The organism is Novosphingobium profundi (genome assembly GCF_020524485.1).
In the GTDB taxonomy this organism is placed as follows: domain Bacteria; phylum Pseudomonadota; class Alphaproteobacteria; order Sphingomonadales; family Sphingomonadaceae; genus Novosphingobium; species Novosphingobium profundi_A.
Window position 1 is genome coordinate 33,916 of record NZ_JAIVLF010000005.1, and the last position, 23,497, is coordinate 57,412.

The following is a 23,497-nucleotide window of genomic DNA, read 5'->3' on the forward strand; positions in this document are numbered from 1 at the left end:
ACCATGGCAACCCTTGCCCACCGTCTCGATGCCGGTTCCGACGCGCCCGATCAGCGCGCCGACCTCGTGCGCCAGAACCTCGCGGCCGTCGCCGAGGGGCTGAACGGGCATTTCGACAAGGCCGGGCTCGCGCTCGGCCAGACGGTCGAGACCATCGACATCATCCTGACCGCGCTGCGAGAAGTCGCCGAAGTCTTCGCGCAGAGCGAGGCCACCGCGGCCATTGCGACCTTGCGCGATTCAGCAAGCCGCCTGGGTAAGGTCGCGCAGAGCCTGGAGCGGCGCGGCGCCGAGATCAGCGCAATCCACAAGGTGTCTCGCGACCTGCGCCGCGCCATAGGCGAAGTGCAGCGCTGCCTGCAGGTCCTCCAGATCTACGCGATGAACGTGAAGATCGCAGCCTCGGGCGCCCCCGACTTCGTGAACTTTGCCGACGAGATGAACGTGAAGCTGGGGGCGGGCAACCGCGAGAGCGAGGCTTTCGCTCTCAAGCTGGCCGAACTCGACACCAGCATCACCTCGATGCAGGGCATCGATGCCCGGCTCCTGCGCGAATGCCGCAAGGTCATTCCCCAGGTGCCTGACCGGCTTGCCCGCGACGCCGAAGCGCTTGCCAGCCACCAGGACGGGCTTGTCGACCTGGCCGAGGCCACCTCGAACCACGCCCGCGCGATCCAGGGCGAACTCGCAAGCGCGCTCACCGCGCTCCAGGTCGGTGACCGGGCGCGCCAGCGCCTCGAACATGTCTGCCAGGCCTGCACGCGGCTCGACCAAACAGCAGGGCAGGCCTTGTCCGATCCCCAGCGCGGCCATGTCCTTGCCCTCCTCCACGCGCAGGTCGAGGACACCGCCCAGGAGTACGAACGCGATACCCGCGCGCTCGTCGCCGCGCTCCAGCGCCTGCGCACCAATGCCGAGAAACTGACCGCGCTGCAGGACCGCGACACCTTCGATGAGCAGGCCGGTGCCCTGTTCCTGCGCCGCATGGAAGACGGCATCGCGGAAGCCGCCGGAATGATCGGCCAGTTGCACGAAGCCGATGTTCAGGCCGAGGCCACGCTCGACGTGATCCTCGCGACCGTGGCGACCGTGACCGAGCGCGTTGCCGCAATCCGCAACCTGCGGGTGGATGTGCGCCAGATGGCGATCAACATCGGCCTGCGCTGCCGCAAGACCGAGGTCATCGGACGCCCGGTCTCGATCATCGCCAACGAGATCCGCAGCCACTCCGACAAGCTCGACACGCTGATCGCCGGGATCAACACCGCCGAGGCCGAACTGGTCGCGATCTCGGAGCGCATGCGCACGATGGCCGACAATGGCGACGGCGCGGTGGGCACCGGACTTTCCGGGGCGCTCGAAACCATCCGTGACAGCGCGCAGGCCACCGACATGGCCATGGCCACCGTCGAGCAGGGCGCGATCGGCATGGCCGAGCTGATGGAACAGACCGAAAGCTTCCTTGCCACCGCCCTGCAGATGGCACCGGGTATTGCCGAAGAAGCCCAGGCGCTGGCCGCCAGCCCGCTATCCCCCGGCGCGCCGGGCGACGAGGGTCCCTTGCGCCTCCTCCTGGAAGACATCGCGGGAAGCTACACGATGGCGGGCGAGCGCAGTGTCCACAACCGCTTCCTGCGCCCCGGCATGGTGGCGCTGGGCACAAGCGGGAACAGTCCCTGCGCCAGCGCTTCGGACGACGACGCAGGGTTCGAGGGCTTCGACGATTTCGATGATTTCGACGATGGCCTGTTCTAGATCTCGCGCGCCGCGCCCTTGAGGCCCAGGAGCGCAAGGATCGCGATGAACGAGCCAAGCCCCATGACCACGGCGACGCCCTGAAGGCCAAGCCCGCCCTCGAAAAGGAAGCCTGCCAGCACGGGGCCCAGCGCCGCACCGCCGCGCCCGATGCCGATGACGAACCCGGTGCCGCCCGCGCGCGCCTCGGTCGGATAGGCTCCCGCGATCAGCGAGTAGAAGGCGACCATGCCCGCATTGGTGAAGAAGCCCGCCGAAGCCGCCGCCCAGGACAGGCCCGAAAGGTCCCCCGCCCCGCGCCCGAAGTTGATGACAAGCAGCGCCGAGCAGGCCAGCGCCGCCACCATCAGCGGGCGCAGGCCGATGCGCAGCAGCAGCGCGCTCAGCAGCAACGAGCCGAGGAGGCCGCCGATGTTGGCAAAGACCAGAACCCCGCCCGCCGAGGACGGCGCATAGCCCATGTCGACCACGATCTTGGGCACCCACTTCAGGATGAAGTAGAAGGTCATGACGTGGGTGAAATAGGCGATGGTCAGAAGGATGGTGGTGCGGCGAAGATCGGGCGCGAAGAGGCGCGCGGTCGAGACTTTCGCGCGCGGCGCCAGTTCCGGCTCGGTCACGGCCGCGACCGCCGAATGGCCAAGACCTGCCAGCGCGCGGTTGACCTTGGCAAGACGGCCTGAGCGCCCACCCTGCATGAGGAAGCCCACGCTCTCAGGCACGAGCAGCAGCACGATGGGGATCAGCGCTGCGCTGACCACGGCTCCGAAGATGAAGACATTGCGCCAGCCGTCTTCGAGGAGGAAGGCGCTGACGAAGGCGCCCCCGGTAATGGCCCCGACGGGATAACCCGCCGCCATGACCGAGATCGCGGCCTTGCGCCATTTGTCGTTGGCGTATTCGGCCACCATCGCGTTGGTGCAGGCGAGCATGCCGCCAATTCCGATGCCGGTGCCAAAGCGCAGCGCCGCCAGCTCGTAGACCGACCCGACGTAGGCCGCCCCCAGCATGCCGGTCGCCATGACCGCAAGGCAGGCAAGCGCGGTGGGCTTGCGCCCGATCCGGTCCGCCATGGGGCCCAGCACGAAAGAGCCCAGCGCCATGCCGAACAGCTCCATCGAGAGGACGATGCCGAGCGCCCCCCGGTCGATCCCCCAGTCCGCCGCGATGCCGGGCGAGGCAAAGCTGATGGCGAGGACATCGAACCCGTCGAGCGCGTTCAAAAGGACGCACACCCCGATGGCGAGCACCTGGCGCGCGCGCATCGGGCCTTGCGCAATCAGGGCGCGGGGATCGGTCGCACCTTGCGGTGATGCGTTCATGCCGGACTTCCTCTCTCGCGGTGCTTCTTCGGCGCCGCTGTGTTGTTCGTGTTCGGGGAGAACGGGCCGTGCGGCCCGTTTCGCCTCAGGGTGCGACCGGCTCGACCAGCATCAGGGCATCGAGCGCGACCACACCGTGTCCCTCGGGATAGAGGATAACAGGATTAAGGTCGAGTTCGGAGAGACTTGGCTCCGCGCTAAGGACCGCTGCCACCTGCGCGACGAGCGCGGCCAGCGCCGGAACGTCCAGCCGGGGCGACCCGCGATAGCCCGATAGCAACGCGGCCGACTTGAGGCCCATCAGCCCTTCCTCGATCTGCGCGATCGTCATGTCCGGCGTGAAGAGGCAGACGTCCTTGAGGATCTCGGCGGTTACGCCGCCAAATCCTGCCAGGACCACCGGCCCCCATTCGGGATCGTTGCGCCCGCCCACGATCATCTCCATGCCGCGCGCGCCCATCTTCTCGATCAGCACGCCGTCAAGCGCGAGCGCAGCGTTGTAGGCCGCGACGTTGTCGTGGATGGTGCTCCACGCGGTGCGCACCGCGTCGGCATCGGCAAGGCTCAGGAGAACGCCGCCCGCATCGCTCTTGTGGCCAAGCGCCTGCGCCTGCGCCTTCATCGCGACCGGATAGCCCACCGTGTCGGCCACCGCGACCGCGGCCTCGGCGCTGTCGGCAAAGCCGCCTTCGGGGAAGGCCAGGCCGAGTGGGGAAAGCAGCTCCTTGGCCTGATATTCGGCGACGACGCCCGTGTAGGCATCGAGGCCTGCCACCGGGGTCGGCTCGAACGCGCCCTTCGCAAGGTCTCGGCGCGCGAAGGCGGCGAGGCGCGAGAGCGCACGGATCGCGCGTTCCGCGTTGGGGAAGCAGGGAATGCCGCGCGCACGGAAATCGGTGATGATCTCTTCGGGGATCGGCGCGCCTTCGTCGAGCCCTGCATAGATCAGCGGCTTGGTCGAGCTGCGCCCCTCAAGCGCGGCGCGGATCGCGGGCGCCTTGATGCCGATGGTAACAGGATCGGTCTGGATGATCCCGGCGACCACCGCGCCCACGCGATCATCGTCGAGCAGCGCGGTGAGGCAATTGGTGTAGATTTCGGGCTGGCTGAGCCCTTGGGCGGTAATGTCGAGCGGATTGCTGACCGGCACGAAGGGCGGCAGCGCCTCGCGCAGCGCCGGTGCGTTGGCATCGTCCAGCTGCGCCAAGGGCAGATTGAATTCTTCGGCCAAGTCGAGCGTCAGCGCCTTGAACGCACCGGATTCGCCCAGCACCGCGATGTCGGCGCGCTCCATGTGCGGGCAGTGCATGAGGATCTCGGTGATGTCGCCCAGCTCCTCCAGCGTCTCGGCGAAGATCACGCCCTCGCGCTCGACCTTGCGGCGCATGAGCGTGTAGTCGCCCGCCATCGCGCCGGTGTGGGTGGCCGCGCTCTCACGCGCCGCGCTCGATTTGCCCGGGTGCAAAAGGACGATGGGCTTGCCCGCGCCGCGCGCCCTTGCGGCGACTTCGAGGAAGCGGGCGGGCTTGCGGAACTGCTCGACAATCATGGCGATGACGTGGGTCTCGTCATCTTTCAGCAGCCATTCGACATAGTCTTCCACCCCGCTTGCCGCCTCGTTGCCGGTCGAGACCGAATAGCTGATCGGCAGGTCGCGCGCGCCGAAGGTCGCGCCCAGCACCGCGGCCATCGCACCCGACTGCGAGACGACGCCGAGCGCACGGCGCCCGGCGGGCGGCAGCGCCTGCGTCTCCACGAAGGTCAGCGGCACGGCATCGACGTAGTTCACAGCGCCGAGGCAATTGGGCCCCTCGATGACCATGCCGTACTCGGCGGCGATGCGGGCGATCTCGGCCTGCTGGGCCTTGCCCTCCTCGCCGCCCTCGGCAAAACCGGCAGAGAAGATGATGGCCCCGCCCGCCTTGCGCGCGGCAAGCCCTTTCACCGCGTCGAGCACGGCGGGCTGCGGGATTGCCAGTACGGCGACGTCCACCCCCTCGGGCAGCGCCTCGACGCTGGGGTAGCAGCGGTGCGTGCCGATCGTCTCGCGCTTGGGATTGACCGGGTAGATGGCGCCCGAATAGCCATTGCGTTCCAGGTTCTTGAGCACCGAGGCGCCAAGTGCGCCGGGCTTGTCGCTCGCGCCCACGATGGCAATCGAGCTGGGCTTCAGGAAACGCGAGATGGCGTCGTGCGAAAGGGTGGTAACGGTCATTCTGGGGCCTCTCCCGGCGAGGTTCAGGTGAATGTGAGATGGGTCAGGGGGCGACGGGGCCCGCCACTGCGGCGTGGCCCCGTGCCGTGAAGGTCAGTCCTTCTTGTTCAGATCATAGGCGCCCAGACCCGGCTTGAAGGTCTTTTCGTCGATGAACTGGCGGGTGGCTTCCTTGCGGCCTTCGCCGTCGAAGAAGTTGGCCGCTTCCTGCGTGCGCACGAGGTAGTCCATCGAGTTGTCGAAGGTCATCTCGCCCACGCGGCGGATCGCCCACTTGGTGGCGCGCAGCGCGGTCGGGTTCTTGCCCAGCAGCACGCCGGCGATTTCCTCGACGCGGGCCTTGAGCTTGTCGCTGGGCACCGCCTCGTTGACGAGGCCCCACTCGGCGGCCTTCTTGCCATCGACGTTCTCGCCCATCATGGCGTGGTACATCGCGTTGCGGAAACCGGTCAGCTCGACGATGACCTTCGAGGCGCCGCCCCCGGGCAGGATGCCCCAGTTGATTTCCGATAGGCCGAACTGCGCGTCCTCGGCCGCAACGGCCAGGTCACAGCTGAACAGCGGACCATAGGCACCGCCAAAGCACCAGCCGTTGACCATCGCGATGGTCGGCTTCTCGTACCAGCGCAGGCGCTCCCACCAGCCATAGGCTTCGCGCTGGGCATGGCGGGTCGCCCCGATGCCCTTTTCCTCGTTCTCGCGGAAGTACTCCTTGAGGTCCATGCCCGCCGAGAAGGCGGTGCCCTCACCGGTCAGGACGAGCACGCCCACGTCCTCGCGGAATTCCAGCTCGTTGAGGATCTCGGTCATGCGCCGGTTGAGGTTGGGGCTCATGCAGTTGCGCTTTTCCGGGCGGTTGAACGAAACCCAGGCAATGCGGTTCTCGACGGTGTAGGAGACGGTATCTTCAGGTGCACGTTCGGACATGGCAAATTTCCTTGATGTGTGTATTTGACTATCTTCGATACGAATAAGATGGCTCGCGAAGAGCCCAATTGCGGAGAGAACCTTGGCCGACACATCCGGAAAGCCCGATAGCGGCTCCCTTCCTGCGCCCGATGGGGAACCCGATCCGCTTGCCATCCTGCCTGGCTACACGCTGCGCCGTGCGGCCAATGCGATGATGGCGGAACTGGGCACGCTGCTGTCCGAAGTGGACCTGCGCGTATCCGAAGCCTCGATCCTCCTTCTGATCGACGGGCGTGACACGATGACCTCCAGCCAGATCGGCACCGCACTCGACATCCGCTCGGCCAACATGGCCCCGCTGATCGGGCGCCTGGTCACGCGCGGACTGGTCGAACGCGTACCGCTTGATGGAAAGTCGATGGCGATCATCCTGACCCCTGACGGCGAGGCGACCCTGCACGAGGTGCGCCGGATCACCCAGACCTTCGAGCAGGACCTGCTCCAGCGCATCCCGGCCGAGCACCGCGACCACTTCGTCCCCGCCCTCAACGCCCTCTGGCGCTGAGGCGCAACCCGCCAGAGGCTGGCCCCAAAGGCCGCAGCCATGGTGGGGGACGTGCATGATGTCGACCGTGCCCGGACCGCACCGCGGCTCAGATCGGGTAGTGCCCGGGCTGGGTCTCGACCGTGATCCAGCGCAGCTCGGTGAAGCTATCGATCCCGGCCTTGCCGCCAAAGCGGCCGTAGCCAGAGGCCCCGACGCCTCCGAAGGGCATCTGCGCCTCGTCGTGGACGGTCGCGCCGTTGACGTGGCAGATCCCCGACCTGATGCGCCGGGCGACGGCAAGGCCGCGCGCGGTGTCCTTTGTGAAGACAGCGGCGGAGAGGCCGTATTCGGTGTCGTTGGCGAGCGCGATCGCGTGCTCCTCGTCGCGCGCGTGGAGGACCGCGACAACCGGGCCGAAGCTCTCGTCGCTGTAGATCTTCATGGCATCGGTCACGCCCGAGACGACGGTTGCGGGCATCAGCACGCTGTCGGCCGTTCCGCCCGTCAAGAGGGTCGCGCCGTGGGACAGGGCGTCCTCGATCAGCGAATTGACGTGGTCCACCGTCTTCTGGTCGACCACCGCGCCGAGCGGGTGCGTGCCCTCGCGCGGATCGCCCGTGGTCATCCTCGCGACCTTGGCCGCAAACTTTTGCGCAAACGCCTCGGCGACCGCTTCGACCACGATGATACGCTCGGTCGACATGCAGATCTGGCCCTGGTTCATGAAGGCGCCGAAGGAAGCGGCCTTCACCGCTTCATCAAGATCTGCATCCTCCAGGACGAGGAAGGGCGCCTTGCCGCCCAGTTCGAGGACGCAGGGCTTGAGATGACCTGCCGCGCGCTGGGCGATGATGCGGCCCACTGCGGTGGAGCCTGTGAAGTTGATCCGCTTGACCTCGGGCGCGTCGATGAGCGCGCCGACAACATCGCCCGCATCCTCGGGTGCGTTGGTGACGACGTTGACGACGCCATCGGGGAAGCCGGCGGCGGCAAAGGATTCGATCACCAGCGAATGGACGCGGGGGCAGATCTCGCTCGCCTTCAGGATCACCGCGTTGCCGCAGGCCAGCGGGGTCGCGATGGCGCGCACGGCCAGGATGATCGGCGCGTTCCAGGGCGCGATGGAGAGAATGACGCCGACCGGCTCACGCACGGCCATGGCAAGGCACCCGGGCTTGTCGGAGGGGATGATCTCCCCCGAGATCTGCGTGGTGAGCGCAGCGGCCTCGCGGATCATGCTGGCCGACAGGCCGTGGTTGAACATGGCCCAGCCCGCGGTTGCGCCAATCTCGTTCTGCATGGCCGCCACGAAATCATCGCGGCGCGCCTCGAGCGCTTCGGCGGCCTTGGTGAGGACGGCGCGGCGGGCGTTGGGGCCCATCTGGCCCCATTGTGCCTGCCCCTGCGCGGCCTTCTTCGCGATGGCCGGAATATCGCCAGGCTGCATGGCCGGCGCGCTGGAGGCGATTTCGCCTGTCAGCGGATTGCGACGCGAGAACTCAGTCATCCCTATCTCCCTTGGCTCTGCTGGCCCTGAATCACTTGGCTATGCTGAATAGCGATATTTTGCCTATCAGCAATAGTAATATCAGAGGATGCGACGAGCCGTGCCGCACAGCGCCACGCACCGAGGGCAAGTGCAAGGGAAAAAGCGTCCGGGAGGGAGGGGGCTGCGCCGCGACGAGGCGAGCAATCAGCCTACGCGCCGTCGGCTGCTCAGCGAACCAGACCAGTCTTCTCCAGGAAGCGCAGGAGATTTCGCGGGAGATAGGGAAAGGGGTTGAACGGGGGCTTGGCCGCCGCCGTACTGTCCCCGCTCAGGTTCAGACGCGCGAGCACACTGGGATGGATTGTCTCCGTCGCGTCCGAGCCCAGTTCGCGCTCCTCCTGGCCCTGCAGCTTCCAGAATGCATGTCGTGCCGAATTGACCAGAAGACCACGCGCCGCGCCCTGCTCCACGCGCTCCACCTTGCGCGCGAGGTACTCGTCATCCAATTCCAGGAAGGGCTTTGCCTTGTCGCACATCCACAGCAAGGCGATATCGGACAGCACCTTGTCGGGATAACCGCCCCCCACGTTGCTATGCGCGCCTGCGAACCACACCTGCTCCACCTCCTGTCCCGGGGCGATGCCCTCCTTCGTGTCCCAGATGGCCGGAACGAACTTGCGGCGCCGCTCGTCGATGGCGAGAGCATGGTAGGCATGGCGCACCTTGCCGCCCAGCTTGACGTCGTGGAAGGCATGGCGGCGCCGTCCCAGAGGCCCCAGGAAATTGGTCGGAATACCCAGCGCGCCCACGGTGTCCCAGACGCCCACCATTTCGATGTCCGGATGCCGCCCTTCAAAGAGGGCCGGATCGAGCGGCGCCTTGGCCCGTTTGCGATCGTCCTTGCGGTAGTAGGCCCAGATCTCGGGCAGCTTGTCGAGATCGCCCTTGCGCACCAGCCCGACGAGGCCGACCAGACCAGCCAGACTGCGCACGGTGTAAGCCCCTCGCGAAAAGCCGAACAGGAACAGGCTGTCGCCCACATCGTAGTTCTGGCACAGGAAACGGTAGGCCTGCTGGACATTGGTGCCCAGCCCCGTGCCGAACGCGCCGCCCACCACCCGGTCGAGCATGTTGCCGCTGCCCACGCCCTCGTCGTAATAGATCACCTGCGCGCGACCTGTCGCGGTGCGCGGCAGGATCGCCCGCGCCATCTTGGTGACGTTGGTCGGCTCGCCTTTCTGGTCCGCGCTGTTCCAGGTTCCATCACAGCACACGATCAGGCTCTTGGACATGGCTCTCTCCTTTCGTGGGCACGGCGGCCCGGTGGGTCGTTTTCAAGCACGCGCTTCAGCCCCTCTTGCCCAGGAACTGAGCCAGCGGATCGCGCATCAGCGGGAGCAGCGCGGCCAGCGCGAAGAACGAAGTCGTGACAAGCTGGACCAGGTTGGGGGAGACGTAGGCCACAAGCATGCAGGCCGCGACGTAGGCGACAATGATCGGCAGGCGCACATGGTCCCACTTGTCCTCCACCTGCGCGCAATAGTCGCGCACCCTGGCGCGCTCCTCGCCGGGGAGGTCGTGGCGGATGAATTCGGCAAGTTCCTCGCTCGCGATCCGCACGTAGGGCGTCAGTTGCAGGTAGCCGCGCTCGACCAGATCGCGGATCGAGGCCCGTTCGTGGAAGTTGATCGTGCGACCATACGCCAGCGCCAGAAGACGCGCCTTCTGCGGATAGCCTCCCAGCGCATCCCAGGCCATGCGCGGATGGGATTTCATTTGTTCACGGCGTGCCTTCAGCTGTGCCGGCGACACCCGGACCGGAAGGAGATAGAGGCCGGTCAGATGCTCCGCGACGGCTACGAGAAGCCGATACAAAGCAAACCCGAAGAGCGCGACGAAAGCACCGAGAAACAGCACGGTGAACCAGTGGGGGTGAAGCGGCAGTTGCGTGGAATCGCTGCTGATCAGCACCTTTCCGTCAAGAGACCAGCCCGCCGTCTGCGCGCGCAAAGGCTGGAATTGCCTTGGTAGCGCCAGCGCAAGGTGCCCCGCCTTTCGAACCAGCACGTAGCCCCTGGTCTGATCCGCGGCCGCAGGGTCAGGCACCCCGATGCCCGGCTGCAGCCACTCGACCAGCGCGGCCGGCCACCCCCGAGACTGGTGGGATGTGACTTCGCAATCCTTCTCTTCGCTGTTGTCGCAGCGGGGCTTCACTTCCACCCCAAACAGCCCACCGCCGTCCGCTTCGATATCCGGGGCCGGAGCGGGGGGCTCATTCGCATCCGGCGGCGGGCTTACCAACCAGCCAGGATTTTGCGGCGTATGGAAGCCAAGCTCCAGTTCCTCCCTCCACGCCTTGAGTATCTTGCCTGCCCCACCCTCATCCTTCATTGTGGCGCGTGCCAGTCGCCTCGCATCGTCCTGGAACTCGAGAGCCTGCCATTCCGATTGCGCCGCGACATGCGCCAGCGAGCGTCCCATGTACCGCTCGAGATTGACGCTGTAGGTCAGCGCCATGATGCAGACCGTGGGCATGCTCACGACAATGGTCAGCAGAGTCAGCACCCGCAGGATGTAGGCCTGGCGCTGACGAGCGCGGCCCCGAGACGACAGAGGTGTATTCGCCGGTTTGTAAAGGTTGCGGCGCAGGCTCACCCAACGCGCCAGCTGTATGACCACGCCCCCCCCCGCAGCGAGCAGGAACAGCGAAGCTTGCGCACGATCAGAGCCATCGACTTTTCCGTAGAAGCCCAGAACGAAGACCATTGCGACCAGCGTGACAGCCGCAGTTCCCTTCCGTAGCCACGCAACCCAGACCGCGTGCCGGCGGCCGCGCTTGCCGCCCGTGTCCTCGCTGCGGCGTATGATGGTGAGGTAGTTGCAGATCAGCAGGACCACCGCGAGGCCGCCATTGGCGAGGACGGCAACTTCGGGCGCGCAGGCCCACAGCGCAGCCCCCTGGAGCAGGAACACGCCCCCTTGCCAGATCAGCTCGCGCGGTCCGGTCACGAAGGAGTAGCGCAGGCCGTCGCCCGCCCCCTCGCACAGGGCATTGGGAAAGAACCAGATGGACCGACCCCGGATAGGGGGCGGGGCTTGCCCGTCCAGCCCCGCGGCCCGCCCCGGATCGGGGCGCAGGAAGAGCGCGCGCAAAATCCGTGGCAGGATCCAGCACACCGCGAAGACCAAGGCGATCCAGCCACACCCGAGCAGGAACGCCTCGACCACCGCAAGGTCCAGGAGGCCGAGGGCCTCGTCGCGCGCATAGATGGCAACAATCGACCAGGGCGTATCCGGGACCGGCCGCACCAGCGCGAAATGGGGGTGCCCCTGATAGGAAATCGGCAGCAGCGAACTGCGCACCGGGGCCTTGCTTGATCCCTGTCGCAGCATCTCGAGAGCCGAGGCCAGCGCCGGATCATATTCCGCTTCGACCAGCAGGTTCTCGTTCATGCTGCGTGCCTGGTGGCTGTGGTAAAGCACATCGCCCGCCACCTGATCGCCGCGCACGCCAAGCTCCTCGGGAAGATCGCTGTTCAGGACCACCATGAAGGCGAAATTGGGCGGCAGAACCGGAGCACGCAGCGCAACCGGAAAGAAGGTAAAAAGCCGTGTCCCATCCTTGTCACAGTTCTTTTCAGAGCATGACACTTTCTCCCCCATGGCCGAGAGCGAAAGTCGGCCGTTGCCCTTGGAGCGCAGGAACTGGACATAGCTGCCCGTGGGGAAACCAAAGCCCATTTGCGAAGCCTTGAAGTAGGGCCGCCTGGCAACATTCAGCGTTCCTGCTTTGGGTTGCGCACCGTAGAATCCGCCAGCACAGTACTTCGGCTTCTTGTTTTCGAACTCAGGTAGACACGCCCCCTTGGCATCAACCGCCGTCACGCCGACGAGCGCGTCCGCATCCCGCAGCGGGGCCACGCCCCAGTGCGTGGTGCGCAACAAGTCGTACGTGTCAGGGGTGCTCTGCGATGCTTTCGGGTCGCTCTCCTCAGTCGGGTCGCCCACTTCAATGGTTTTGAGTGTGCGGGCAGCTATGGTCCTCGAAAGGCTCTGCGAGACCCGGTCCGAGAGCCACGCCAGTTCGCTTTCGATGTCGCGCGTGACACTGCTGCGAAAGAGCACCACGGTCGTGAACAGCGTCGCAGTCATCGTGATCAGCATGATCGAGAGCATGACCGCAGCGAGGTCCGCGCGGCGGATCGGCTTGAGCGCGTTCTGGCTGAACAACTTGATGAGCGGAATGGCCAGGAACAGGATGACGATCACCATCAGCAGGTGAACGAGAGCGCTCTTGGGCAGCGCCGTGGCCGTGCGGTCAATGACCCGCTCGGGAACGAGAAACGCATAGATCAGGCTACGGCTCTGCGCGGGCCCGCGCCCCCCCTGCTCGGCCCCCTCCGAGCCGGACGCGTTTGGGCTGTCGTCCCCTCCGATCCGCACCGCAACGCCCGCCGCCGAAAGGCGATGCGCGGCCATGAACACCGCATAATCCTGCCCTCCGAAACTGTGGGTCAGGCGCGCGGGCGCCCCAGAAAAGACCGCATTGCGCGCGCCGCGCTGGTAGGCCTCGATGGTTTGCTTCATCTTGACCAGTTCCCGGGTTGTACTGGCCTCTCCTCCGGAGTTCACACCCGGCTTCGAACCCTGCTCGGTGGCCCTCCCCCCCGGCCCGTCCGCCCCCAGGATCAGGTTCCCAAGCGAATGGAACAGGCTCCAGCGACCATCCCTGTCCTGCCCGGCCAGAACATTTCCATGTTCATCCATGATGAGGAGGATGGCCTCGGGATAGGGAAGATCGGCATTCTCCGCTATTGTCTTCAACGGCACGTTCACGGTGTCCTGCTCTTCCTCGACCTCGTCTGTCTTAGCCTGCTCTTCCGCGCCCTCGTCCTTGTCGCCCATACGCCCCACACATAGGACAGGCTCGTTCGGGCATCCGCCTTCCAAGTGCGGGTAGTCTTCCAGAACTCCGTTCTTCTTGATGCTGGATCGAGACCAGATTGACTGCGGCAACTTCGCAACCTCGACCTGATCATCGATCAGCCGCGCGACCTGCGCCATCGCGCGGTAGATGCGGTCGCGCTCGTGCTGCGCGCGGGGCTGTACAAAGAAGGCGAAGAAGAGGCTGCCAGCCAGCAGCACGCCGATGACGCCGGCGAGAATCTCGCCCAGGGCGCCCCCGAAGAATCCCCCCTTGGTCGTCACCGCTGACGCCCGCGCCATGAGCCCTCCTCTCGTCCGAAACCGGACATGCAATGCGAAGAGCGACCCACCCAAATTCTACACCAGGCGGAGCATAGGCCAATCATTAATAAAATTTACGTCAATGATAACAGTATTGTTCATATTTAAATAAATAGATACCCACAATAGATGCATGAAATCGCGCGTAACCTGCCTGCAAACGCGGCGTATCGCGGCGCGCCTGCGATCGCGGCGGGACGCCGCACGACAGCCTTTCCCATGGCCTCTCAGGCCACCATGAAAGGCCAAATCGTCCGCAGCGCAGGCAAGGTTCGCAGATCAAAGATCGAGCGCCTGTCGCGGCACTTCTGCTAGAGAGTTCCCCTGCGAGAATTGACCACTTGGCAAAACAAAAGTCATCGCACTCGAAACCTTGCACCGAACCTTCCGTCCATGCGCCGCCCGCCGATCCGGACTAATCCCCCGCGCCACAAGGCTTTGCGGCGCTCTCGCACGGGTTCGTGAACCGTGCGTATCCCTGTTCCCACCGTTGCAGCGCGGCCCGCTTGGCGGCATCGTGCATCCATGACGCTCTCGCCCCTTCGCCTCGTGCTTCTCGTCCTTGTCGCCATCATGGCGCTGGCCGTCTGCGAGACGCCGCTCGTGGCACAGCCCACCGCGGCGGACGGCACGCCCGAGAATGCGCCCGAGGTGGCTCCGGCCGCCCAGCGCGCCGCACGCATCCAGGCGCTTCTCGCCGGAAACCTGGACCCGGCCGTCGACGCCCACGACCTCTTCGGAGCCAGCCTCATCGGGCAGGACACGCCGCGCCTGAGGCTTGTCGCGCGCATGGTCGAGGACCGCGATCTTTATGAGCGCGCCGCGCGCGATCCGGCCGCATTGGGGGGACTGCCCCCGGCGCAGGCGCAGCTCGCACTGGCCGAAGCCGCCTTCCTGCGCCTCTCCGACCAGCGCCGCCGCACCCTCCTCGAGAGCCACGAAAAGGCCCACCGCAGTTTCCGCGAGGCCGCCGAGGAAAAAAGCTCGCAGGCCCAGGAACTCACGCGCCTGAAGGCCGAGCTCGCCGCGCTTGAGGCCTTCCTCAAGGGGGAGGCCGTTCCGCCCGGCGCGCTCGACATCAACCTGCTCGATGCCGCCAACAACGCGGGCCAGATGGCGCTTCTGCGTGACACCGAAATCCCCGACGAGGCCGAGCCCGCCGAAGACGCGTCCCCGGCGCTGCGCATCGCCTGGCTCAAGGACCAGGTGGCGCTTGCCCGGCGCACGATCTTCCGCCTGCCTCCCGATCGCCTCGTCCAACTCGCAGCCGCGTCCGGCGTCTCCTCGCGCTCGGCGCAGGAAGTTGCCCAGGCCGATGCCCGGCTCAAGAACGCCAACACCCGCCTCAGCAAGGCCGAGCAGGACGCGCGCGATGCGGCCAGCGAGCACGAGCGCCTTGTCGCCAGCGAGCGCGCGCGTCTCCTCAAGACCGAACAGGCCCAGGCCAAATTCCGCGCCGACCTCGTGCGCGGCAGCGCCTCGCCCGACACCGTGGGCGACAACGCGCTTGCCTGGCGCCGCCGCGCCCTCGAAGCTGCCGAGGCCGGCCCCGCCACAGCCGATGCGCTCTACCCCGAACTGGTCGCCGAACTGACCAAGGTGCGTGGGGAACTGCAGGCCGCGCTCGAGGTCTCCGAAGCGCCCTCAACGCCCGGCCTGACGCCGCCAGCTCTCGACCGCGCGCTGTCCTCCGACGCGCCGGAGACGCGCGCGCTGGAGACCCACCGCGCCGCGCTCGAGCGCGACGCAGCGCTGCTGACCGAAGCCCATGCCCAGCGGCTGTGGCAGCAGCGCAGCGCACTGCGCGAGGCCATGAACCTGATGAACGGCGCGCGCCTCACCCTCCTGCACGCGCTGAGCGGATCGATGCGAGGCCGCGTGACCGGCTTTGGCCCGGAAGGCGTGGCGCAGGTCCGCCGCGAAGTCTTCGAGATCGTCCTGGAACTGCGCTTCAATTTTCAGGCCTGGCGCCATACCGCCAGCGATCTTCTGGCCCGCGTGACGAGCCCCAGCCCCGCCTTCGTCCTCGCCGTGCTGCGCCTCATGCTGATCGCGATGGCCTTCGCCTGGTGGCGCAAGCGCGGCGATGCCCTGCTGGCGCGCGCGCAGATGGAAGCGGCACTCAAGCGCCCCCGCACGGTCCTGCGCTCCCTGCAAAGCGCCGCACTCCAGCACTGGCGCTGCGTGCGTGCACCGCTCGACTGGCTGCTGCTGGCCTGCGTCCTGTGGTGGCTCTGGCCCGAGGATCTGGCTCTTGCCGGGCTGCGCTTCATCTGGATCGTGGTGTTCTGGTCGCTGACGACCGTGGTCACGGTGCGCCTCGTCAACGAGCTGGCGCGCGGGCGCGGGCAGGACGATCCGCGCGCGGCGCTGCGCTGGAAGTCGCTGCGCCTCATCGCGGGCAGCCTGCTGGCGATCGGCCTCATGCTCAACCTCACCCGCGCGAGCGTGGGGGAAGGCGCGATCTACAACTGGGTGGTGACCGTCGCCTGGCTGCTGGTGCCGGTGGTGGCGGTGCTGCTCGCCAAGTGGTGGCGCGCGCGCATTGTCAGCCTTGCCGCGGCGGATGCAGGCGACAGCGCGCTGCTGCGCTGGATCGCGCGTGACCCGGGCGGCGTTACCGGCGTTGCCGGACGCATCGCGGTGGGTGTGTTGCTGCTGGCCAAGGGCGTGCGCGCGGTCATCGCACGGCGTGTGCGCGACGTGGCGCTGGTGCGCGAGATGCTGGAGCAGCGCGCGCGCATCGCGGCCGAGCGGCAGGTCGCCGAGGACAAGGCCAGCGGACGCTTCCACCGCCTCCCGCCTGAGACCCTTGCCGTCTTCGATCCGCACCGCCCGCCCTCGACGCTGCGCCTTGGAGCCGAGCGTCCCGGACACCTGCCCATGCCCTCGGTCCCGGCCGGATCGCTCACCCTGTTCGTGGGCGAACGCGGGCTCGGCAAGTCCTCGTACCTGCGCGACCTCGCCCGCAAGTCGGGCAAGGACATGCACCACGTCCACCTGGAAGTGCCGCCCTGTCCGCCCACGGACTGGGTGGAGCGCCTGCCCGACCAACTGGCGAAAGAGGCACGCGGCGGTGCCCCGCTCTTCATCACCATCGACGATATCCAGCGCCTCATCGTGCCTGCCATCGGCGGACTTGCCGCGCTCGACCGGCTGATCGGCCATGCCCGCCATTCCTGCGAGGAGGGCCATGCCTGGGTCTTCGCAATCTCGGATGCCGCCTGGCGCTTCCTCCAGCGCGCGCGCAGCGAACGCATCCTCTTCGATGCCATCCACACGCTCCCCGTCTGGACTGCAGACGAGCTGCGCGACCTGATCGAACGCCGCTCGGCGCAGGCCGGGATCGCCCCCGATTTCTCGGCCATGGTCGATGACGGCGTGTTCGAGTTCGGCGAGGATGTCTCGGTGACCGAGCGCCGCAAGCGCGGCTACTTCGAACGCCTCGCCGAACACGTCGGTGGCAACCCGGCCATCGCGCTCGACTACTGGCGTCGCTCGCTCTTCGTCGAGGCGGTCACCAGAACGGTCACCGTGCGCACCTTCGACACACCGCCCACGGAAAGCCTCGCGGCGCTTCCGATGCCCGCCCTCTTCGTGCTGCGCGTGCTGCTCCAGATGGACGTTGCCGACAAGGCAGCGATCCACGCCAGCACCGATCTTTCGGACATGCAGATCAGCGACGCGCTGCGCCGCCTCGAACGCATGGGCGCGGTGACACACCTGGCGCCCGGCTACCAGATCGCACTCAACTGGTGGACCACCGTCGCCCGCCTTCTCGCGCGCCAGAACCTCATCGTGCGGGAGACACGCTGATGCCCTACCCCTCGTTTGCCCGCGCCCTGTTCCGGCCCTTGCGGTCAGCCGCCCCGCTTCTGGCCCTTCTCGCCAGCCCCGCGTGGGCCCAGGACGATATCGATATCGACACGATCAGCCGCCTCGCCGACATCGTGCGCTGGGGCGGGGTCATCACCTCGCTCTTCGTCGTGGCTGGCGCGTGGATGCTGCTGCGTCTTCTCGGACGCTTTGTCGCCGCCTTCGGGAGCGAGTTCTCCTCGCGCCGCCTGACCCTCCACAAGGTCAGCACGATCGGCCAGTTCGTGATCTACGTCGCCACGACGCTGCTCGTGCTCCTGCTCTCCTTCCGGGTCGACGAGACGACACTGGCGGTGATCGGCGGCACGGTCGCCGTCGCGGTCGGCTTTGCGATGAAGGACCTTGTCGCCTCGTTCATCGCGGGCGTTATCGTCATGCTCGACCGGCCCTTCCAGGTCGGCGACCGCGTCAACTTCGGGGGCGAATACGGCGACATCACCGCCATCGGCCTGCGCTCGGTGCGCATGCAGACGCTCGACGACAACACCGTCACCATCCCCAACAGCAAGTTCCTCAGCGATGTGACGTCCTCGGGCAACTACGGCGCGCTCGACATGCAGGTGGTGATGGACTTCCACATCGCCGCCGATCAGGACATCGAGCGCGCGCGCGAGATCGTGAACGAGGCCGTGCTGTCCAGCCGCTACGTCTTCCTCGCCAAGCCCGTGGTCATCCTCGTCAACCAGTGGGTGTCGGATTACCTGGTCGGCGTGCGCCTGCGGCTCAAGGCCTACGTCCTCGACACGCGCTTTGAGAAAGCCTTCGAATCCGACGTGAACCTGCGGGTCCTGCGCGCCTTCCAGCACGAAGGGATCCTGACACCCGGCCAGTTCCGCCCCGCCCCCTGACCCCGGCAATGGATTGCACAGCTCCACAATAGGCGTAGTCTGTACAGACAGCGAACGGCACCCACGAAGGGAGAGGGGCCCGAGATGTCCAGCAGCACGCATTCCATCGCCAATTTCAAAGGGGCCGTACTAGGCCCCGACGATCCCGGGTTCGCCACCGCCCGGCAAGGCTGGAACGCCATGATCGAGAGGCGCCCGGCGCTTATCGCGCAGTGCAGCGACGCCGCGGACGTGGAAGCCGCCGTCCGCCATGCTGCCGCGCATGGGATGCAGGCCGTCGCGCGCTGCGGAGGCCATTCGGTCTCGGGTGCCGCGCTTGTCGAAGGCTCGCTCCTCATCGACCTGGCCGTCCTCAAACGGATCGAGGTGAACGCGGTCGCGCGCACCGCACGGGTGGGGGGCGGCGTGCTCCTGGGCGAACTCGATGCGGCCACGCAGGTTCACGGCCTCGCCGTCACCGCCGGGGTCGAGCCCGAGACGGGCGTGGGCGGGCTGACGCTGGGCGGAGGGATCGGCTTTCTCTCGCGCCAACTGGGGCTTGCCATCGACAACCTGATCGGCGCCGAAGTCGTGCTCGCCGATGGCAGCCGCGTCGAAGTCAACGCGCGCGAGCACCCCGACCTGTTCTGGGCGCTGCGCGGAGGGGGCGGCCAGTTCGGGATCGTCACCCGCTTCGACTTTAAGCTCTCCCCCGTAGGCCCCGAAATCACCACCGCCTGGGCTTTCTACCCCCTCGACAGGGCGCAGGAAGTCATGGCCTTCGTGGGCGGTTTCATGCGCGCTGCCGCGCGCGAGGTTGGCCTTGTCCCTGCCTTCATGAAGATACCGCCGCTGCGCGACTTCCCGAACCATCTGCACGGCAAGCCCTGCCTGGCCCTCGTCGCCCTGCACACAGGCGAACCCCAGCGCGCCGCGCGCGAGCTTGCGCCCCTGCTGGAGGTGGGAGAGCTTCTGCACGGCTTCGTCACGCCCCAGCCCTATGTCGATTTTCAGAAGGCTTTCGCCAATTCCTCCCCCAGGGGCGGGCGCTACTACTGGAAGTCGATCTTCGCCGACGAACTCACCACGGAACTCGTCGCCTGCCTTGCCGAGGGTATCGCCACGATCCCCGGCGAATACACGCTGATCTTTCTGGAAGCGCTCGGCGGTGCGGTTTGCGATGTCGACATTTCGGCCAGCGCCTTTCCCAATCGCCATGCGCTCTACAACGTGGGCATCTCGGCCGGGTGGTGCGATCCGGCCGAGGATGCCGCAATCATCGCGGCGGTGCGCGAGGTCTTCGCCCGCCTTGCGCCGCTGTCGGACGGCACCGTCTACCTCAACTATCTCGACCGCGACGAGGCCGCACGCGCGCCCGCCGGGTTCGGCCCGAACTACGAGCGCCTTTGCGCGGTAAAAGCCCGCTACGACCCGGAAAGTCGCTTCCCCGGCCCACTTTCACAAACTACGTAAGCTTACGAGGAATTATCCATAAGCCGCTGTTTTAAGGACAATATATCTAAAACTTATAGGCCTTCGCTGTCAGACCGCGCGCACAGCAACCTTGCGGGCATGCCTAACACGCTATCTCAGGAATTATACGTATATCCCTGTAAATAGGTGATTTATATAACCTCATACCTGCGCCGGGTAGTCCGGGTTGTCCATCACGCAGCCAAGCAGGAAATCCGCCACGAGATCGGGCAGATGCCCCTCCACTCCCGCCCGGCGGCGCCACATCAGACGGTAGTTCTCGAGCGGAAAGAGCGCGGCAAGATGCGGCCGGATGGCGGGGGCAATCATCGGTTCAGTCATGCAGGCCGCCCCCATCCCGCGCTCGACGAGGTTCACCATCACGTCGAAGTCGTCGCAGTGGCCCACGATCCGGCGCGGGACGATACCCAGCCGGGCAAGCCCGTCCAGGTGCGCGCGGGTCTGGTCCGAACCGGCCGCAGGCAGGATAAAGGGAAGCGCGCTCACCGCCTGGGGCGAAAGGGCTTCCGCGACATCTCCCACCAGCGCGCGCGCGGCGTAGATCGCGCAGCGCACTTGCGCGAGGCAGCGCGTCCCCTCCCCCACCTCTCCTCCGAGCGGAGCATGGAACAAGGCAAAGTCGGGTTCGGGTTCGGGATGGCCCGGGTCGCGCGCCTCGCCCGGCACATGGGTATCGAAGGTGATCTCGAGTTCGGGATGCGCGCCGAGCAGATGGCCAAGACGTGGCCGGACATAGTGCTCGAACAAGGCCAGCCCGATCCGCACGCGGAAACGCCCAGCACAGGGCTCTGCCGGTTCCTCGGCCCGGTGCGCGGCCAGCCGGTCGGCGGCGGCGTGGAAGGCCCGAAGGTCCTCGGCAAAGGCTATACCCTGCGCGGTCAGCTCCAGTCCCTTGCCCGCCTGCCGCGCAACCAGGTCGAAACCCAGCTGCTCTTCGAGAAGCGCGATCTGGTTCGACACAGCAGCGTGCGAGATCCCCAGCCGCCGCGCGCAGCCGCGCACGCTCAGGTCTTGCGCAAGCGCCGCGAAAAGCTCCAGCTGGCGCAGCGTGAACGGCAGAGGCGTCATGGCGATCTCTCTCCCGGGCCCCTTCTTATGGGTGCCCATTCCCCGGCCCATAACCCTGGGGTTGCCACATGGGTAACCCGGCGATGCGTTGCCGACAAGCGCGCACAGCCGCATCACACCTCCCACAACGACGAAAACATGACGGGAGAGTTGACGATGACGAGGAGCCTTGCGCCCGCGCCCCTTGGCGTGCGCCGGATTGCACGGGAACTGGGACGGGGAACGGCCACGGGTGCGCTCGGCCTTGCGCTGGCCTGCCTGCCGCTGGACGCCGCCCGGGCGCAGGAGACCGCACCGACCGAGCCCGAACCCGACTTCGCGACGATCATCGTGACCGCGCAGTTCCGCGCGCAGAACCTCCAGGACACCCCCATCGCGATCACCGCGATGACCTCGGACATGCTGGAAGAGCGTAGCCAGCAGAGCCTGGCGGACATCGCCAACCAGGCCCCCAGCGTCGCGCTGCGCCAGCAGTCGGCCTCGTTCGGGCCATCGATCAGCGCCTCGATCCGCGGCATGGGCCAGATCGACTTCAACCCGCTGGTGGAACCCGGCGTCGGCCTCTACATCGACGATGTCTATTTCCCGCGCCTCACCGGGGCCAATTTCGAGCTGGTCGATGTCGAGCGCGTCGAAGTCCTGCGCGGCCCCCAGGGCACGCTGACCGGACGCAATTCCGAAGGCGGGGCGATCCGCTACATCTCCAAGAAGCCCGACGGCACCTTCGGCGGCTATGCCGAGGCGACCTACGGCATCCGCGACCGGGTGAACCTGCGCGGCGCGCTGCAGTTTCCCATTGCCGGCGATCTCTCGGCGCGCGTCTCGGCCGCCTACGGCCGCCAGGACGGATACGTCACCGGCTACGACTATGGCTGCCTCAATCCGGACAGCGGCGTCCCCGCGCAGACTTCGGGCGGCGACTGCAAGACGGCGGACTACGGAAACAAGGATTACTACGCCGGCCGCGTGGCGCTGCGCTTCGAGCGCCCCGGCATCGACCTGCAGCTGGTCGGCGACTACTCGCACGATTCCACCTACAACGCGGGCGAAGTCCTCCTCTACGCGAACAATCCCAACCCCAACGTCGCGACCGAGAACGGGCTGCCCTTCGACAACCGCTTCGTGTGCGGGCGCTACTGCAACTACGCCGCGTTCCAGTCTGCGGGCGACAGTTTCCAGGCGGGCCTGATCCCCGGGCTCGAGGGCTTTCCGGTTCAGCCCTCCACCCACGCCAACGAGGCCTTCTTCGAAGGCTGGGGCGTCTCGCTCCACGGGCAGTTCGACCTTGCCGACTGGATGAACCTCACCACGATCACCGCCTACCGGGGCTTTGATTCGAAGTTTTCCAACGACAGCGACCTCTCCCCCGCCCGCCTCGATGCGCCGGTGGTCAACCTCAAGAGCCGCTTCTTCAGCCACGAAATGCGCCTCAATGCCGAGCTTGGCCCCATCGTCGAGGCGACGGTCGGCAGCTACTTCTCCAAGGAGGACACCGACCAGGCCACCCGCACCGACATCCGCTACGTCGCAGCAGCAGGCCAGCCTATCTACCCGCTCCAGTTCCTGGGCGGTGGGCCGGTCGAGGTGGAATCCTTTGCGCTTTTCAGCACCGTCTTCGTGCGCCCCACCAGTGACCTCACCCTGACGCTCGGCGGGCGCTACACCGACGAGAGCAAGTCCACGACGTATAAGCGCCTGAACTACGACGGCTCCAGCCCCAACGCCTTCGTCGACCCCATCGGGGCGGCCTACGGCATCGGCTATCAGGGGCCGGACGTGCTCGACGTCAACGGCAATGGCAACACCGCCGAGATCGTGACCGCGCTCAACGGGCTGACGGGCGGCTTCAAGGGCACCCGCTTCGACTACCGCGCCAGCCTGGACTATCGCATCTCGGACGAGGTGCTGGTCTATGCCTCGACCTCGACCGGCTTCAAGGGCGGCGGGATCAGCCCGCGCCCGTTCAACGCAGCGCAGGTCCAGCCCTTCGGGCCCGAGGAGCTGACCGCCTACGAGATCGGCGTGAAGACCGACCTGTTCGGCCACCGCGTGCGGCTCAACCTCTCGGCCTACCTCAACCAGTTCAAGGGCGCGCAGCTGGGCCTGTTGTCCTGCCCCCAGTTCGGGGGGCCCGGCCCCTGCGCCCTTCCCCAGAACGCGGGCGATGCGACGATCAAGGGGCTGGAAGCGGAACTGAGCACCGAGCCCATCGACGGGCTCGACCTCAACGCCTCGGCCTCCTACCTCGACTGGAGCTGGGACTGCGTGAATATCCAGGTCGTGCGCGCCCTCGCCCCCGGCGAAAGCAACAGCTGCAGCCAGGATGCCGCCATCGTCGATCGCCTTGCCAGCCCGCCGCGCGGGGTGACCAAGTGGCAGTGGTCGATCGGCGCCCAGTACCGCATCGAGATCGACCGGTTCGGCAGCCTGACCCCGCGCATCGACGTCTCGCACCAGGGGGCGATGGCGGGCAGCGCGCTCGTGCCGGTGCCGGGCTCGCCCTCCGACCTCTACGGCCGGATTCCCAGCTACACCCTCACCAACGCGCGGCTCACCTACCGCACGCCGGACGACAACTGGCAGCTCTCGCTCGCGGTCACCAACCTCTTCGACCAGTACTATTTCAGCCAGAAGTTCGACCTGACCGGCGCGGGCGCGGGACTCATTTCGGGCACCCCGGCGCGCCCGCGCGAATGGGCGCTCACCGTCAAGCGCCGCTTCTAGGAGGCCATGAGGGCGGGCCGGGAG

General features: G+C 66.8%; 13 protein-coding genes. 6 read left to right on the forward strand and 7 right to left on the reverse strand.

Translation table 11 applies throughout. The annotated features are described in order from the left end of the window. The first annotated feature begins 3 nt into the window (after nucleotides 1-3). Nucleotides 4-1,755: a hypothetical protein gene (locus LC060_RS14080; RefSeq protein WP_226636630.1), complete on the forward strand. Its 1,752-nt coding sequence runs from the start codon at nucleotides 4-6 to the stop codon at nucleotides 1,753-1,755. Here LC060_RS14080 and LC060_RS14085 read toward each other — a convergent pair. The 3 genes from LC060_RS14085 to LC060_RS14095 all read right to left on the reverse strand — a co-directional run bounded on the left by LC060_RS14085 (nucleotide 1,752) and on the right by LC060_RS14095 (nucleotide 6,219). Then, the gene (locus LC060_RS14085; protein WP_226636632.1) at nucleotides 1,752-3,077 is read right to left on the reverse strand and encodes an MFS transporter; all 1,326 of its coding nucleotides are present in this window, start codon (nucleotides 3,075-3,077) and stop codon (nucleotides 1,752-1,754) included. The genes LC060_RS14080 and LC060_RS14085 overlap by 4 nt on opposite strands. 85 nt (nucleotides 3,078-3,162) lie before the next feature. Next, a complete protein-coding gene (locus LC060_RS14090; RefSeq protein ID WP_226636634.1) occupies nucleotides 3,163-5,292 on the reverse strand; it encodes an acetate--CoA ligase family protein in 2,130 nt (709 codons plus the stop codon). A gap of 93 nt (nucleotides 5,293-5,385) precedes the next feature. Then, nucleotides 5,386-6,219 (reverse strand): p-hydroxycinnamoyl CoA hydratase/lyase, encoded by an 834-nt coding sequence (locus LC060_RS14095; RefSeq protein WP_226636636.1) that lies wholly within the window; start codon nucleotides 6,217-6,219, stop codon nucleotides 5,386-5,388. An 82-nt stretch (nucleotides 6,220-6,301) separates the two neighbouring features. Here LC060_RS14095 and LC060_RS14100 point away from each other — a divergent pair, with 82 nt between their 5' ends. Then, nucleotides 6,302-6,766 (forward strand): MarR family winged helix-turn-helix transcriptional regulator, encoded by a 465-nt coding sequence (locus tag LC060_RS14100; protein WP_226636638.1) that lies wholly within the window; start codon nucleotides 6,302-6,304, stop codon nucleotides 6,764-6,766. Between the two features lie 88 nt (nucleotides 6,767-6,854). Here LC060_RS14100 and LC060_RS14105 read toward each other — a convergent pair whose 3' ends face one another. The 3 genes from LC060_RS14105 to LC060_RS14115 form a co-directional block, all read right to left on the reverse strand. After that, a complete protein-coding gene (locus LC060_RS14105) occupies nucleotides 6,855-8,255 on the reverse strand; it encodes an aldehyde dehydrogenase (RefSeq protein ID WP_226636639.1) in 1,401 nt (466 codons plus the stop codon). 209 nt (nucleotides 8,256-8,464) lie between these two features. Next, complete coding sequence (locus LC060_RS14110; protein ID WP_226636641.1) at nucleotides 8,465-9,529, reverse strand: DUF2235 domain-containing protein; 1,065 nt, start codon at nucleotides 9,527-9,529, stop codon at nucleotides 8,465-8,467. A gap of 55 nt (nucleotides 9,530-9,584) precedes the next feature. Next, nucleotides 9,585-13,463: a hypothetical protein gene (locus LC060_RS14115; RefSeq protein ID WP_226636643.1), complete on the reverse strand. Its 3,879-nt coding sequence runs from the start codon at nucleotides 13,461-13,463 to the stop codon at nucleotides 9,585-9,587. Between the two features lie 546 nt (nucleotides 13,464-14,009). On the opposite strand from LC060_RS14115, the gene LC060_RS14120 reads away from it, so the two are divergent. The 3 genes from LC060_RS14120 to LC060_RS14130 all read left to right on the forward strand — a co-directional run bounded on the left by LC060_RS14120 (nucleotide 14,010) and on the right by LC060_RS14130 (nucleotide 19,660). Further along, nucleotides 14,010-17,300: a hypothetical protein gene (locus LC060_RS14120; protein ID WP_226636644.1), complete on the forward strand. Its 3,291-nt coding sequence runs from the start codon at nucleotides 14,010-14,012 to the stop codon at nucleotides 17,298-17,300. Beyond that, nucleotides 17,300-18,208 carry a mechanosensitive ion channel family protein gene (locus tag LC060_RS14125; protein WP_226636646.1) on the forward strand — a complete coding sequence of 303 codons (909 nt, stop codon included), beginning with the start codon at nucleotides 17,300-17,302 and terminating at the stop codon, nucleotides 18,206-18,208. Before LC060_RS14120 ends, LC060_RS14125 begins: the two co-directional genes overlap by 1 nt. 84 nt (nucleotides 18,209-18,292) lie before the next feature. Beyond that, entirely contained in the window at nucleotides 18,293-19,660 is a 1,368-nt protein-coding gene (locus tag LC060_RS14130) for an FAD-binding oxidoreductase (RefSeq protein WP_226636648.1), read from the forward strand. Nucleotides 19,661-19,822: 162 nt separating this feature from the next. On the opposite strand, the gene LC060_RS14135 is transcribed toward LC060_RS14130, so the two are convergent. Next, a complete protein-coding gene (locus LC060_RS14135) occupies nucleotides 19,823-20,749 on the reverse strand; it encodes a LysR family transcriptional regulator (protein WP_226636650.1) in 927 nt (308 codons plus the stop codon). A gap of 156 nt (nucleotides 20,750-20,905) precedes the next feature. Here LC060_RS14135 and LC060_RS14140 point away from each other — a divergent pair, with 156 nt between their 5' ends. Further along, nucleotides 20,906-23,473, forward strand: coding sequence for a TonB-dependent receptor (locus tag LC060_RS14140; RefSeq protein WP_226636651.1), 2,568 nt, complete (start codon nucleotides 20,906-20,908; stop codon nucleotides 23,471-23,473). Nucleotides 23,474-23,497: the final 24 nt, after the last annotated feature.

Excerpts from the sequence above, each read along its gene's own strand:
- LC060_RS14080 (WP_226636630.1), top strand. The coding sequence starts at position 4 with ATGGCAACCCTTGCCCACCGTCTCGATGCCGGTTCCGACGCGCCCGAT.
- LC060_RS14085 (WP_226636632.1), bottom strand. The coding sequence starts at position 3,077 with ATGAACGCATCACCGCAAGGTGCGACCGATCCCCGCGCCCTGATTGCG.
- LC060_RS14090 (WP_226636634.1), bottom strand. The coding sequence starts at position 5,292 with ATGACCGTTACCACCCTTTCGCACGACGCCATCTCGCGTTTCCTGAAG.
- LC060_RS14095 (WP_226636636.1), bottom strand. The coding sequence starts at position 6,219 with ATGTCCGAACGTGCACCTGAAGATACCGTCTCCTACACCGTCGAGAAC.
- LC060_RS14105 (WP_226636639.1), bottom strand. The coding sequence starts at position 8,255 with ATGACTGAGTTCTCGCGTCGCAATCCGCTGACAGGCGAAATCGCCTCC.
- LC060_RS14110 (WP_226636641.1), bottom strand. The coding sequence starts at position 9,529 with ATGTCCAAGAGCCTGATCGTGTGCTGTGATGGAACCTGGAACAGCGCG.
- LC060_RS14115 (WP_226636643.1), bottom strand. The coding sequence starts at position 13,463 with ATGGCGCGGGCGTCAGCGGTGACGACCAAGGGGGGATTCTTCGGGGGC.
- LC060_RS14120 (WP_226636644.1), top strand. The coding sequence starts at position 14,010 with ATGACGCTCTCGCCCCTTCGCCTCGTGCTTCTCGTCCTTGTCGCCATC.
- LC060_RS14125 (WP_226636646.1), top strand. The coding sequence starts at position 17,300 with ATGCCCTACCCCTCGTTTGCCCGCGCCCTGTTCCGGCCCTTGCGGTCA.
- LC060_RS14130 (WP_226636648.1), top strand. The coding sequence starts at position 18,293 with ATGTCCAGCAGCACGCATTCCATCGCCAATTTCAAAGGGGCCGTACTA.
- LC060_RS14135 (WP_226636650.1), bottom strand. The coding sequence starts at position 20,749 with ATGACGCCTCTGCCGTTCACGCTGCGCCAGCTGGAGCTTTTCGCGGCG.
- LC060_RS14140 (WP_226636651.1), top strand. The coding sequence starts at position 20,906 with ATGACGAGGAGCCTTGCGCCCGCGCCCCTTGGCGTGCGCCGGATTGCA.